Origin of the sequence: Demequina sediminicola (assembly GCF_000975055.1) — a bacterium.
GTDB lineage: Bacteria > Actinomycetota > Actinomycetes > Actinomycetales > Demequinaceae > Demequina > Demequina sediminicola.
In genome coordinates this window covers 528,852-542,395 of sequence record NZ_BBRB01000001.1, presented here as the reverse complement: position 1 = coordinate 542,395, position 13,544 = coordinate 528,852, and the positions used below count along the sequence as shown (strand labels likewise).

Genomic DNA, 13,544 nt, shown 5'->3' with positions numbered 1-13,544 from the left:
CGACTGGCCACAACGCCGATGCTACGTCCAGCATCGGCTCGACGCCCTGCGCCGTGCCGTGGCCCGGCGTGACTTGGCTGGGACTCGGCGGGACCCGGCCGAGGGTCAGGTGACGTCGAGAACGATCTTGCGTTGGCCGGGCTTGGGGTGGCAGGCCGCTTCAAACGCCATTCCGACCTGCTCGACGGGGATCACGTCGGTCACCATCCGCGCCGCGAAATCTGGATGGTCAATCAGATAGTCCTGGGCGCGTTCCAACATCGCGCGATGGTCACGCGTGACACCTGTGACCAGGGTGCCGTTTCTGCGGAAGAAGCTGCGGATTGGCAGCGCGTACCAGTCGTCGTCCGGCACGCCGAACGCGACGACGGTGCCACCTTGCGCTACCGCATTCATGGCGTCGGCCACCGTCGACGGCTGATGCCCCACCATCTCGATGACGATGTCTGGCCGTTCGTGTTCCGCGATGCTCTGAGCCCAGATGCGCGAGTTCTTGCGCACGAGCGCATCGAACGGCAGACCCTCAGCGTCCGCCGTCCTGTCCAAGGGGTCAACTCCCGTGATGCGCCCAGCCCCAAGCTCGCGTGCCAGAACAGAGGTCATGAGGCCAAACGGACCCACGCCCACAATCCCCACCGAGCGTCCCTCCAGCGGTCCCAAGCGATCGAAAACAGTCATGAGGCATGCGACGGACTGAGCCACGGTTGCCAACGCATCCGTAGTGTCCATTCGCACTTTCGCCACCTGGTTGCCGGCTGTCACGAAGTATCCACGGAGTGCATCCCACTGAGAGGCCCACCCCACTACCCGGTCACCAGGCGCAAAGTCCGTGTGTGCGCTGGCGCGTACCAAGCCCACGACCTCATGCATCGGCCGTCCTGGCTGCCCGAAACCGGCAGCAGGCTCCAACGCCCCACGCGCAAACGGCAAGTCAGAACCGCATACGGCCCCGGCCGTCAACTCCACCAGGATGTCGCCCGGCGCATGCAAACGAGGCACCGGAACGTCGACGCGTTCAAACGTGAACGGAGCCGTGAGGCGGTACGCCCACGTCGTCTCTGGGAGACCGCCAGTTGCTGTCATACCGGGAACCTAGCAATGGCAGTCAGTGCGGACCCGGGACTTTAGGACGGGGTTGACGGCAGCGCGAGCACCGCGTGAGCGTCAGCCGTGACGCCGGGCAATCAGCACTGAGTCACGCCACAGGCGCTCGCGGCCATCAGCCTCATAACTCGTGCGTTCGCGAAGTGTGGCCGACACCTCCCAGGCATCTCGGCTCAATACGTCGGCCACGTCCTCGGCGGCGAATGCGGCGTCCTTCAGGTCCGGGTGTTCAGCGGCGTGAGGGTCGGTGGGGTGGTGTCCGACGACCAGCAACATGCCGCCAGGAGCGACGGCCTCCGCAAGAGTGGACACGAGCCATCGGCCGCCCTCCCCAGGGTGCGTGTACTGGCTGGACACCAGATTCCATGGCCCATCGTTGGCTATCACTTCGCCAAGTTCAGCATCGGTAAAGACGATGTGGCCGTCCACTCCCGCACGATGAGCGTGCGCCGTCGCGCGCTCAATAGCGGTTGCGGAAAGATCCACTGCGGTCACCTGCCACCCGTTCGTGGCCAGCCACACGGCATCGGCCCCCTCCCCGCATCCCACGTCCAGAGCGTGAGCCGGTTCGATGGTTTCCACCTCTTCCACCAATACCGCGTTGGGTTTGCCGCTCCAGACAGACTCCCGTGACTTGTAGCGGCTCTCCCAGCTTTCCCGCGAGAAGTCCGGCATCGGAGGTGTGGGCTGCTCTTCAGGATGAGAGTGATGGTGTGGCACGGTGCGTCCCCTTCCGTGGTCCTATGGCGTCATGGAGTGACGTTTCTGATTGTGCCCCGGCACGGGCCGGTCTGCATAGGGGAGTGGCGCGTTCTTGTACCCTCGGGCGTGGCACCTGTGGACACCGGTGACTAGACGACTCTGAGGGAGACCCATCACATGGCTCGTACTCCTGACCAGCCTCCCGCTCCGGCGACCGGCCGCTATGCGTGGGCGCTCGGCTTCCTCGCCAGCATCCCCATCCCCTATGCGGGGCTGCTGATCGGTGCAATCGCGATGATCGCGGCGTACCCAAGTGCACGTCGCAAGGTGTCTCAGGTGTGTGTTGATAACGCCCGTCATGCCGCGAACTGGGGCCTGACTATTCTCACCGTCGCCGTCGTGTGCGTCATCTACGGCTTCATCGCCGTTGCGGTGTATCCCGATGACGCAGAGCGAGGGTTTTTCCCCCTGGGCATCATCGTCGTGGTGTACTTCCTGCTCGCCCTGGCCCACCTGATTGTGGTCGTCGGAGGGACCCTGACGGCGGGCAAAGGGAAAGTGTTCAACCCCCGGATCGCCATCCCGTACCTTCGCGCGCCCAAGGACTAGTAGGACTTGCTACGGCGCAGCGTTCGTGGGTGGCGCAGCGCTCGTGGACGGCGCAGCTACAGTCCGAGCGCCCGATGCATCGGCTCTAGCTTTGCTTCAGACTCTGCCCACTCGGACTCAGGTTCGGAAGCCGAGACGATGCCGCAGCCAGCAAAGAGGCGCAGTCGGCTGGGGTCATTTTGGGAGATTTCTGCGGAGCGCAAACCGATGCACCATTCGCCGTCTCCAGCAGAGTTGATCCACCCCACCGGCCCGGCGTAGCGTCCGCGGTCGAGTCCTTCGAGTTCGTCGATGACACCCGCCGCTGTCAGGGTGGGTGTGCCGCACACGGCTGCGGAGGGGTGCAGTTCGCGGATCAGTTCAAGTGACGAAGCGTTGTGGCTGAGAACGCCTGTCACGTCGGTTGCGAGGTGCATCACGTTGGGCAGGTGGAGGACGGACGGCGCTTCGGGCACGTTGACGGAGCCGCAGTGCGTGGTGAGTACGCGGGTGACGGACTGCACGGCGTATTCGTGTTCTTCGAGGTCTTTGGAGGAACGCGCTAGGGCGGCGGCGTGGGCCAGGTCTGCGGTTTCGTCCCCTGTGGGCCGGATGGTTCCGGCGAGGACTCGTGATGTGACGAGGCCGTGATCGACGCGGGCCAACAGCTCCGGCGTTGCACCCACCAGACCGTCGACGTGGAATGTCCAGCACCGTTCGTAGTCCGCCGCGAGGCGGGTAAGCAAAGGACGGACGTCGATGGGCGCATCGGCTTTCGCTTCAACGGCGCGCGCAAGTACAACCTTGTCGAGGACTCCGGCGTCGATGCGCTGCACTGCGGCCGTGACGGCCGTGGACCAGGCTTCCTTGTCGCCCGTGTCAATGGTGACTGTGGGCATCGGCTCGGGTTCCGTGCGCCCAGCCGATGCTTGGGTGAGGTCTGGGACTTCGCCCAAGCCGTCCTCGCTCACCACCGTGAGCCAGGCATCGTCCCCCTGAACACCCACCACGTAGCGGGGGACAATGAGTGAGCCGCCCGCCGCGGAACTGTCCGCGAAAGCAAACGAGCCCAGCGCGATGAGCCCGGTGCCCGGGACGTGCACATCGTCGCGAATGACAGCGTGACGGCTGACGGACCTCCACCATGCGTCGGCCTCGTCAATGCGATGCGCGCCAGACGTGTCGATCCGCGCAGCTTCACCCCAGGCCACAAACCCTTCGCCGCGACGCACCCATGACATTCCGCCAGGCGGCAGTAGGCCGAGGAGATCGTCGGGTCGATCGATTTCGACAGTGCGCACCGTTAGGGGGCCGGGCGTGGCGGACTGAACACTCACCCGTTTACCCTACGCCGACCTGGCGGCAGGGATGGTCGACCCGGCATCGACGAGTCAATTGGTGTTCCCATACGCATCGTGGCTGAAGTCGAAGGGTGCGGAGGTGCTACGTGCCTTCGCGCTCAGTAGGGTAGGTTCCGCTGAGATGCGTGATGGCGTTCGCGGTCCCTCGTTGCTGAGGATGCGACGTCTGTTGAGAAGGGGGAACCTATGCGTTGGCACGCGATACTTCACCGCCCTGCGGGGGAACTGCAGGACATTGAGATGGTCGCCGAGCCGGGGGCTACGGTCGCCGATTTGGTGCGGTCCTTGATTGCGACGGATCCGACTGGCGAGTATGCCGCTGAGGGTCTGGTGCCGGAGAGCTCTGCGCTGGAGATTCGGTCTTCGCTCGACAGCAACGAGGTTGAGGCGTTTTCTGCAGAGGAGATTCTTGAGGACCTCGAGCCGTGCTCTGGGGTGTTGCTTCGTGTGGTCGATCAAGACCAGGTGCCCAGTGTTTACGTCGGCGAGGTTGAGATTCTGGAGCCCGATGGGCGCCGTCGTATGGAGTCTCTGTATAGCGGTCGCAGGCTGATTGGCCGTGACCGGACCTGTGATCTTGTGGTGCGGGACCGGATGGTGTCGAAGATCCATGCCCGCATCAGTGCCGCCCCTGGGCGAATTGAGATTATCGATCTGAACTCGGCGAACGGCGTCTGGTTGACGGATGCCATGGTTCCGCGAGCCGATGTGTCGCACGCGGGTCCTGTCACCATTGGCGACACGACGTTGTGGTTCCATTTGGCGGAGAGCGCTGAGCCTCCGAGCGTGGAGATTCAGCGCCACCGCTATACCCGCACGCCCCGTGTCGAGACTCGTTTTGGCGCAGTGACGCTGCAGTCTGCGGACCTTCCCGCACCGCCGGAGAAGCCGCCATTTCCTTGGCTGATGGTCCTCATGCCTGCGGTTGCGGGTGCTGCGATGTACATGATCACGAGGTCGCCGTACTCGCTGATCTTCATTGCGATGTCGCCGCTGATGATGCTTGGCAACTGGATGCAGGGCAAGACGCGAGGCAAGCGCAGCCATAAGGAGGCGCTTGCGCGATTCCGCGAGCAACTTGACCGCTTGGCGGTGAGGATCGCGGCGCTCCGTGAAGATGAGGTCCGGACTCGTCGTGCTGAGGTGCCCGCCCTGGATGAGGTGGTGGACGGGGTTCGAGAGTTGCGTGACCCGTTGTGGACTCGCCGGCCTGAGCATTGGTCGTTCTTGTTCTTGCGCTTGGGCGTTGGCACGGCACCGAGTCGTGTGGCGGTGAAGGAGCCTCAGGGCCGTGACCGGGCGATCAAAGAGTTCGAGGAGGAGTTTGACGAGCTGGTTGAACGCCACAAGGACGTCTCGGATGTCCCCATTGTTGAGGATCTTGCTGCTGCTGGTTCTTTGGGAATTGTGGGGGAGGGTCCAGTTGCTGGCGACTACGCGCGGGGCTTGGTGGCGCAGTTGGTGGGCCTTCATGGTCCTACGGATGTAGGTGTTGCTGCGATTGTGGGCGACCATTGGGGTGAGGAGATGAAAGCTCTCAAATGGATGCCGCACGTGCGTACTGGAGAAGCGCAACTGGGCAACGCCATCGGCGCTACGCCGCATGGGGCAATGAATGTGTTGGCTCAGTTGGAGGAACTGGTTGCTTCACGGCAACCTAAGCGTGCCGGTGAACAGCGGTTGGGTGCGCTGTCCGAGGACGAGTCGGCGCTGAAGTCGGGCGCCAAAGTTGGGGAGTCGCTGGGTGCTTCCGCGGGGTACAAGGGGCCTACGCCGGCTTTGGTGGTGTTGATTGCGGACGATGCTCCGGTGGACCGGGCGCGGCTGATTCAGTTGTCGGAGAAGGCTGTCGGTACTGGCGTTTTCCCCATATGGATGGTCAAGAACCGTGCGAATCTGCCGGCAGCGTGTCGGACATACGTGACGTTGGACACTGACGAGCCTGAGGCGCATTTTGTGAGGCTGGGCACGACGGTAGGGCCGATGGAGGTCGAGGGCCTTTCTGTCGATGAGGGGCGCCGTTTTGCGTTGGGTTTGGCTCGGGTCGAAGACGCGGGTGCTGTCGAGGAAGACACGACGGACTTGCCGTCCATGATTTCTTTGGTGGATCTTTTGGGTCCGGATAGTGCGTCTGACGCGTCGTCTGTTGCTGATCGTTGGGTGCAGAACGGGTCGTTGCCTGACGGTTCTGGAAAGCCTCAGGGGTATGCGCCGCGCTTGCGCGCCATCGTGGGTCAGGCCGCGCATGGTGCGTTCCGTTTGGATCTTCGTGAGGATGGACCGCACGCCCTGGTGGGTGGCACTACTGGTGCGGGAAAGTCTGAGTTCTTGCAGGCGTGGGTGCTGGGGTTGGCGTCGGAGTACAGCTCTCGTCGGTTGACCTTTCTTTTTGTGGACTACAAGGGTGGTTCGGCTTTTGCTGAGTGCACCAAGTTGCCGCATTGTGTGGGTTTGGTGACGGACTTGTCGCCGCACCTCGTGCGGCGAGCACTCATTAGTTTGAGGTCCGAGTTGCATTACCGGGAGCACCTTTTCAATGAGAAGGGCGCCAAGGACATTCTCGAGTTTGAGAAGCGTGGTGACCCGGATTGCCCACCCGCGCTCGTCCTTGTCATCGATGAGTTCGCCGCACTCGTGAGTGAGGTTCCCGACTTCGTCGACGGTGTGGTGGACATCGCGCAGCGAGGGCGTTCGTTGGGCATCCACTTGATCATGGCCACCCAGCGGCCTGCTGGTGTGATTCGTGACAACTTGCGTGCCAACACCAACCTGCGGGTTGCATTGCGGATGGCCGACGAGTCTGACTCAACCGACGTGATCGGTGACCAAGCTGCAGCCATGATTCCTCCTGAGCAGCGTGGACGCGGTCTCGTCAAGGCTGGGCCAGGGCGTTTGACGCGGTTCCAGTCGGCGTACACAGGTGGGCACTCCGATGTAGCCAACCCTCATAAGCAGGTGGACTTCGCGACATTTGGTTTTGGGTTGCCCGAGCCGTGGCCCGAGGGCGACGAGGGTGACCACAACACCACGGGCCCCAACGATCAAGAGCGACTCGTGGCGCGGATTACGGAAGCGCATGCAGGACTGAAGTTGCCTCATCCGCGGCGGCCCTGGCTTGATGAACTGCCGCACGTGATTGATCAGTTGCAGTTGGTCGGCGGTCCTGACACGTCGCTGTCGCTCGGCCTGATTGATATGCCGCAACGTCAAGCTCAGGAGGTGCTGAAGTTCGAGCCAGACGTTGACCAAAACATGGCGATCTTCGGTGCCGGAGGCTCCGGTCGTACCGCGGTTCTTCGTGCGATTGCGTTCGCGGCTGGGTGTGCTTCTGACCCGGTGTACGTTTATGGGCTTGAATCCGGCGGCTCGGGCCTTCGGATGATTGAGTCGATGCCGCATGTGGGTTCCGTGGTCCCTGGTGATGACTCCGAGCGAGTGCTTCGCATGATGAGAATGTTGCGACAGACGGTAGATGAACGTGCGTCCAAGTACGGCAATGCGGATGTAGGTTCGATTAGCGAGTACCGTGCGGCGACCGGGAACACGGGCGAGCCTCGCATCATTGTTCTTGTCGACAACTTCGCGATCTTCCGCTCTGAGTACGACGGCGTCCAAGGCCGCAATCAGGCATACAGCGACCTCATGGCTGTCATGCAAGAAGGTCGTTCGGTCGGTGTTCACGTGGTGGTCACTGCCGATCGTGTTGTCGGTGTCGGCAACGCAGCATTGGCGAGCGTTCTGAAGCGCCTCGCGCTACGAATGTCGGACCCGGAAGGCTACCCTCCGCTCGGAAGCCCCAAGGATGTCTTGAATGAGGACTCGCCAGTGGGTCGCGGATTGCACGGCTCCCTCGAGTTCCAGATTGCCGTGCCTGCAGGCCGTACCAACCCTCGCGAGGTCTCGGCGGTCTTCAGCGACCTAGCTACCCGAGTCGCATCGGCCGGGCGACCACCCGCACCACCCGTGGGCGAACTTCCCCGCCAGTACGATGCGGTGTCTCTCCCTGCAGGGCTGGGAGAGAAGTTCGTTCTGGGGCTTTCTGAGGTTGATTTGGGGCCGTTCGGGGTCGACGGCACCGGCGCCGTTCTTGTGTCTGGGCCACCCGAAAGTGGCCGAAGTTCGGCGCTCGTGTGGAGTGTCGCATCGTTCCGTCGCTGGCGGCCAGACGCCCGAATCTTTGGGCTTAGCGCAAGGCGATCGTCTCTCCTGGCCCACTCGTGGTGGGACGGGACCGGTGCAGACCCACGGGAACTCGTCGGCCTGGAGGACGCCATCGCCTTGGCCAATGCCGGGGGGCCGCCCGTCATGGTGGTCATTGAATCCGTGGCGGACTTTGCTGAGTCGCCCTCCGAGAGTTCACTCGTGGACCTCATCAAGCGTGCGCGTCGCGGCCAGTTGTTGGTCGTCGCAGAGACCGCTGTCACGGAACTCAGCGGCTTTGGCATGCTGACCAACGAATTGCGCAACGGCCGGCGTGGACTAGCGCTGATGCCTGATGCCGCTGATGGCGAGACGGCGTTCCGCACTCCGTTCCCCCGCGTCAAGTCGGCCGAGTTCTCTCCGGGTCGGGGTATGTGGGTTGGGGGAGGCAAAGTGGTGCGCGTCCAACTTCCGATGCCGCTTGACGCCAGCATCATTCCCGGCTCGACGGCTGGGCCTCTCACGGAAGGTGCCGGCCGAAGTGGTGCTTCAGTGCCCGGAGCCGATGCCGACGTAAGCCAGCCGGCATCGGCGTCAGACGGGGGCGGACTTCCCGACTGGGCTGTGTTACCTCCTCGTGGTTGACAACCCAAGTCTGAGTAAGGCACACAAGAGGGCTACCGGCGGTCGGGTCCGCCGTTGCACTTGCGGGCGAAGACGGATACATTGAGCAGGACTTGTCGCATGGGTGCGTCAAGCGATGAGAAGAATCACTACTTTTAGAGGGGGAATAATGTCGAACTTGAACGTTTCCTACCAGGAGATGGACAACGCCGCTGCTCGTTTGAAGACGGGCCAGGCAGAGATCGAATCCAACCTGCAGGCACTTCGCAAGCTTGTGCAGGACCTGGTGGCCCAGGGCTTCACCACCACCAGCGCGTCGGGTGCTTTCGATGCCGCTTACCAGGAGTTCAACACTGGTGCTGTGCAGACTGTCCAGGGCCTGACCGGTATGGCTCAGTTCCTGACCACGGCCGCTCAGACTCTCGAGTCCACGGACCAGGAGCTTGCTGCGAAGCTCGGGCGCTGATTACCTGCCATCACTGATGTATCGCGGCGCCGCTGGAACCTCGGGTTCCGGCGGCGCCTTTTCAACAGTGGTCGCCACCGGCAGAGTGCATCTCATCTCAGGCATGGGGATTGTCTGAACAGCACAGGGGGGAAGATTCGTGAGCAGCGAACTTCAAATAGACAGTAAGGACCTGGGCACGGTAACTAGCCAGGTTCAGAGCGCCATCAATGGCCTCGACACTTCAACTACATGCGACGTCACGGGGTCCGGCGGTGTGGGCGTCGACGAGGCCATTGCGCAGGCAGAGCGGTGGCGCAAAGGTGCCACAGCATGTGCTTTGGGCAATGCGACGAGTTGGGCTGAACGCCTGACTGAAGTGGGCGAGTCATTTGCGGACGTTGACGATGCCCAGGCGAAAGTAGTCGCCGCGGGTCCACGCTCCCACCACGGCCATCAGGCGGTGTGACGTGGCTGACGCAACCCAACACAATCCAGGGTCCGGCGACACGGCCAGCATCACAGCGTTTGGTGCAGCAAGCGCGGCATGCGCTGCCGAACTGGGAGAGTTTCGAGTCAAACTCCTCGCCGCGGCTGGTAGCGCAACAGCAACGACAGTGGCAACGTCCGTGTCAGCGTGGTCGCAAGGTGCGTTTTCGTTAACACCAGATCTTGATGCCACGATCAGTGAACTCAATGACCGTAAGGTCGCGGCGGACGAGTACGTGGCCGCCGTCGAGGACATTCGCTCCCGCGCATCGCAACTCAACACGGAGAAGGCAGAGCTTGCGCGCGCCTTGTACTACTGGCAGAACACCGCCCTCGAGTATCAGAACAGTGTGGACGGCCAAGCCCGTCTCAGCGAGATCATGTCCGGTCAACGCAACATTGAAGCGGGCCTCGAAGCGTTGCTTGCCGAGCGGCATGACGTCGATGCAACATTCACCGCGGCACTAGAAAGCACCAGGACCATTCGGGGGCTTAACTTCGCATCCGTCGCAACCATCGGTTCTTCATGGAGCGTTGGCCGCGGCTGGGACGTGTTGAACCGCAGTATCGAGGTGCAACAGGCCGTCCAAGCGACCGAGCGGGTAGTCCAGAATCCAGGCGATGAAGACGCGGTGATCGCGCTTGAATCAGAGCTCGCGGACCTAGGTGAAGACAAGTCGATGTGGGACCGCTACTACCGCGAGAACGGCGGAGTCGACGGCGAGACCTTGGCGCTCGCACTTGTTAGCCTCTCCAATGTATGGGCGCACGGTGATAGCCGCGCGAGTACCGAGCTGGTAGATGCAACGGTGGCATCCGGGCAGAATCTCCGAGAAGGATTGGCAATAGCAACCGGAAACTGGTCGACACAGAGGTCTAGAAACTTTGCACAAGAGTTGTTCGCCTTGATTCGCTCCGAGCAAATCAGTCCATCGACAGTCGCTTTTCTGTTCCAAGATAGAGTGAGGGCCTTGCAGGGCGAAGAATTCACGGTCGCTGTGGCCGACGAGGTTGATCTGCTGGAGCGCATGCATGGCGGTTGGGCAGGCTCCAGTAAGCACAATATTGGCGACCCGATGTTCAAATTCGGTGGGTATGCAAGCCGTGAGGGTAGCTATCAGGCGGCGAGTACGGACCTAGCCGGACAAGTGTTCCTCTCACTTAGCGACTACCCAGACTCGGCATTGGCATGGTTGACCGCCCCCGGAGACCACCTACTGGAGCGTGAAGGTATGGCTCAACCGTTTGAGGATCCGGGAGACCGGATCGCCTTTTGGTACGGCGATCGCGACTGGTGGCTGGACGGCTATGGAGCGCCCGCGCAGTTACTGGCTGGGATGCAGCGGGCCGAAGGTGGCATAGCCCACGAGGACTTCGACCTGACTGATGTCTCTGCTACACAGATGGAGGTCATTGCTCAGCAGACGGACGTTCTGGGTCGCGCGTTTGAGCAGATTGCATTTGGCGGTCCCCTGGGTGGCGGTTGGGATCGCGGGGTGGTGTCAGACGAGGCTTCTAGTGCAATTGTGCAGACTATCGAACAACAGAGCGTGCAGTTCTCGGTATCGACAATTGCAACCGTTGATGGTGCGGGCATCAAGCAAAATGGCTACATTCAGATCTTCGGGCAAGATGACATCGTGTTGCCACACATGGACGTACCATCAGAAACGTTGACGCAGGTGGTTTCGCGGCTCTCAACCGACGGTGCGGAGCCGCAGCTTGGGGCGTTTGCTGCCACGTTCAGTGAAGAGCTGGCAACTCTGGTTGACGCAGGCGAGATCAATCCAGAAGTGGCATTGGATTATGTCTACGACATCGCTGCCTTTACTGACGGCACTATCGATGGCCTACAGATGCTTGACGGGCGTGAGGACGATGCGGCAAAGTCAAATGTACTCGGGACCGCACGATTCCTGACCGATGTTGCCGTTGACCACACCCTCAAGAAAATCCCTGTGACCACAGGTGCCGGGGTTGCGATTGGCACCGCTTCGGAATACCTCTTTGACATTGTGGGGGATGCTTGGGTAACCGGTGAGGCAGAGGCGACCGAGCGGGCACATGCAGACACCGCCCACGAGACTCACTCGAGAACAGGCCACGAGGCCTTGATGGCGTCGTACGGAGGCGACTTCACGAAGTGGCTGGGAACCGAGTACCTGGAGACTGACGGCACTCCGGATGCGAGCGCAATCGATGCTCACTTGAGGAGCCATGCGGGTAACGCCGCGGCTGAGTATCGGACGGATCGTGAGGAGTGGGCCCGCTACGTTTCGGGCGGGGATAAGTAATGAAGGAAGAGGAGCGCGCCATGGTCGGACGAAGAGTTAGTCGTAGCGTTGCGGCGGTTGCACTTGTGGTGGTTGGACTATCGGCTTGTGCGCCGGGTGCAGGTTCTGACGTAGCCGCCACGCCTGACGCGGTGTGGTTGGAAGTGCCGGAGGCGGAAACGTGGCAGCTGGACGCATTGCCGACACAATGGCCGGTGCTCGAGGACTATGAGCCGGTGGGGTCCAACTATGCGCGCCCCGAGACACCTGTGGCTGACGGCGTGGACTATGTGGAGTTTGTGGTGTGGCTTGGCGATGGTGATGCCACCGCTCTGGCTGAGATGTACTCCGCAGAGCCTGTTGACGAGTTGCCCGAGTTGTTGCCTTATTGGGAGGCTCCGATCCCTCCTGATGCCGTTTCGAGCGACGAACTCGTCGATGCGTTTGCTGAAGGCTGGGAAGCTTCGATCGAGGTCTTTGTGTCGCCGGAGACGGGCACAGTGTTCATACTCACTGAGGAAGATTGAGCTTGAACTTCGTGTGAGCCGGGTTCAGCTTCAAGGCTAAAGTAGAACTTTTTGCCGTCATCGTCGAACCTCAGCTCGGTTGGTGGGTCTTCGTAGCTTTCTGTCCAGACGGTTGCGTAGAACGAGTACGTCTGGTGAGTTTTCCAGTAGCCCTCTGGGTACAGGTAGCCGTAGAGGTCGTAGTAGTCGGGGAAGGCGAGGGTGTCTAGCCCTGTGCTGGTGAGTGTTGAGGGGCTGTCGCCTGGGCCAGCGGGGGAGCAATGGCTTGGCCTGATGTCGTAGTCCTCATCCGATGCGGTGACTGCGGCCGTCAAACCCGGCGCGCCTTTGAATTCGTCTCCGTTTGTTTGTCTGGCTGTTCCGAAAATGAACCAGCACACGCCGGTGTCTGAGGGTGGATCGAATGTGTTGTCGATGGAACCGGGGTCGTCTTCGTATCGGGCGGAGCTCACTGTGGTCAATGTGATCTCCCACACGCCTCCGTAGATACTCGTGAGTGTCGCCGATTGTCCGATGGGGACGGGGTCGTCAAGTGTGCCGCGTGCACCATCGAACGGCCATATCCACATCACGGCTGTGACGAGACCGATGCCCGTGAACAGGGCAATGACGAGGCCGCCTGCGATCTGTCGTTTCGAGTACTTCACATTTCCCCCTGGGTAAGACGACATGGGATCTTCAACTCAGGGAACCTTACTGGTAGTCGGGTGCCCGGTGCGGTGACGGAGTGGCCGCGGCGCTGGCTGAGACCTATTCGGTTGTGCAGTTGGAGGAGGTTCCCGAGTGCTTGCCGACTTGGGAGGCGCTGCCGCCTCCGGACCTGGCTTCCAGCGATGCTCTCCTCGAGGCCTTCGCTGAGGGCTGGGAAGACGCTACTGACGTGTACTTGCCGGAAGAAACCGACATAGTGTCCCATCATCACCGAGAACGTCGATGATGGGACACCACCAGTTCGGAACTAGGCCCCTTTGTTGAGGCTGAAGTAGAAGACCTTGTCATTGTTGTCAAACTTTAGTGCCAGGGGTGGGTCGTCGTAGCTCTCTGTCCAGACGATGATGTGGAAGTAGTAGGTCCGTTCGACTTTCCAGTAGTCGGAGCGAGTTGCGAACACGTAGAGATCGCTGTAGCGGATGTATCCGTAGTCGCGCAAACTTTGTTCGAACTGCCACGATGACGATTCGTGGGACCCTGAGCCGCAGATCTGGGTTCCATGTGGAGGGTCGGGTTGGACTGGGTGACTCCGGAGAGCAGGCTCGGGGCGCTTGAGAAGGTGTCGCCGCTCGTTTGTCTG

Annotated in this window: 11 protein-coding genes; 6 read left to right on the top strand and 5 right to left on the bottom strand. The window is 61.6% G+C overall.

Going from position 1 to position 13,544, the window contains the following annotated elements; genetic code table 11:
* Positions 1-105: 105 nt before the first annotated feature.
* Entirely contained in the window at positions 106-1,083 is a 978-nt protein-coding gene (locus tag AOP79_RS02545; RefSeq protein WP_062070114.1) for a zinc-binding dehydrogenase, read from the bottom strand.
* An 81-nt stretch (positions 1,084-1,164) separates the two neighbouring features.
* Positions 1,165-1,824 carry a class I SAM-dependent methyltransferase gene (locus tag AOP79_RS02540; protein WP_152647965.1) on the bottom strand — a complete coding sequence of 220 codons (660 nt, stop codon included), beginning with the start codon at positions 1,822-1,824 and terminating at the stop codon, positions 1,165-1,167.
* Positions 1,825-1,983: 159 nt separating this feature from the next.
* Between AOP79_RS02540 and AOP79_RS02535 the strand changes: the two genes are divergently transcribed.
* Positions 1,984-2,415 carry a magnetosome magnetite crystal formation protein family gene (locus tag AOP79_RS02535; RefSeq protein WP_062070110.1) on the top strand — a complete coding sequence of 144 codons (432 nt, stop codon included), beginning with the start codon at positions 1,984-1,986 and terminating at the stop codon, positions 2,413-2,415.
* A 56-nt stretch (positions 2,416-2,471) separates the two neighbouring features.
* Here AOP79_RS02535 and AOP79_RS02530 read toward each other — a convergent pair whose 3' ends face one another.
* Positions 2,472-3,731 (bottom strand): isochorismate synthase, encoded by a 1,260-nt coding sequence (locus tag AOP79_RS02530; RefSeq protein WP_062070108.1) that lies wholly within the window; start codon positions 3,729-3,731, stop codon positions 2,472-2,474.
* 210 nt (positions 3,732-3,941) lie between these two features.
* Between AOP79_RS02530 and AOP79_RS02525 the strand changes: the two genes are divergently transcribed.
* The 4 genes from AOP79_RS02525 to AOP79_RS02510 all read left to right on the top strand — a co-directional run bounded on the left by AOP79_RS02525 (position 3,942) and on the right by AOP79_RS02510 (position 11,747).
* Entirely contained in the window at positions 3,942-8,540 is a 4,599-nt protein-coding gene (locus tag AOP79_RS02525; RefSeq protein WP_062070106.1) for a type VII secretion EssC family protein, read from the top strand.
* A gap of 148 nt (positions 8,541-8,688) precedes the next feature.
* Positions 8,689-8,985 (top strand): WXG100 family type VII secretion target, encoded by a 297-nt coding sequence (locus AOP79_RS02520; protein ID WP_062070104.1) that lies wholly within the window; start codon positions 8,689-8,691, stop codon positions 8,983-8,985.
* A gap of 139 nt (positions 8,986-9,124) precedes the next feature.
* Complete coding sequence (locus tag AOP79_RS02515; protein ID WP_062070102.1) at positions 9,125-9,433, top strand: hypothetical protein; 309 nt, start codon at positions 9,125-9,127, stop codon at positions 9,431-9,433.
* Position 9,434: 1 nt separating this feature from the next.
* Positions 9,435-11,747 (top strand): hypothetical protein, encoded by a 2,313-nt coding sequence (locus AOP79_RS02510; protein ID WP_062070100.1) that lies wholly within the window; start codon positions 9,435-9,437, stop codon positions 11,745-11,747.
* Positions 11,748-12,111: 364 nt separating this feature from the next.
* On the opposite strand, the gene AOP79_RS11665 is transcribed toward AOP79_RS02510, so the two are convergent.
* Positions 12,112-12,900 carry a hypothetical protein gene (locus AOP79_RS11665; protein ID WP_152647964.1) on the bottom strand — a complete coding sequence of 263 codons (789 nt, stop codon included), beginning with the start codon at positions 12,898-12,900 and terminating at the stop codon, positions 12,112-12,114.
* Between the two features lie 80 nt (positions 12,901-12,980).
* On the opposite strand from AOP79_RS11665, the gene AOP79_RS02500 reads away from it, so the two are divergent.
* Positions 12,981-13,190 carry a hypothetical protein gene (locus AOP79_RS02500; protein ID WP_062070096.1) on the top strand — a complete coding sequence of 70 codons (210 nt, stop codon included), beginning with the start codon at positions 12,981-12,983 and terminating at the stop codon, positions 13,188-13,190.
* A 21-nt stretch (positions 13,191-13,211) separates the two neighbouring features.
* Here the strand turns inward: AOP79_RS02500 and AOP79_RS02495 are convergent, their stop codons facing one another.
* Positions 13,212-13,403 carry a hypothetical protein gene (locus tag AOP79_RS02495; RefSeq protein ID WP_062070094.1) on the bottom strand — a complete coding sequence of 64 codons (192 nt, stop codon included), beginning with the start codon at positions 13,401-13,403 and terminating at the stop codon, positions 13,212-13,214.
* Positions 13,404-13,544 lie beyond the last annotated feature (141 nt).

Bases quoted from the DNA above. Each gene is read 5' to 3' on its own strand.
- AOP79_RS02545 (WP_062070114.1), bottom strand. From the start codon at position 1,083: ATGACAGCAACTGGCGGTCTCCCAGAGACGACGTGGGCGTACCGCCTC.
- AOP79_RS02520 (WP_062070104.1), top strand. From the start codon at position 8,689: ATGTCGAACTTGAACGTTTCCTACCAGGAGATGGACAACGCCGCTGCT.
- AOP79_RS02525 (WP_062070106.1), top strand. From the start codon at position 3,942: ATGCGTTGGCACGCGATACTTCACCGCCCTGCGGGGGAACTGCAGGAC.
- AOP79_RS02535 (WP_062070110.1), top strand. From the start codon at position 1,984: ATGGCTCGTACTCCTGACCAGCCTCCCGCTCCGGCGACCGGCCGCTAT.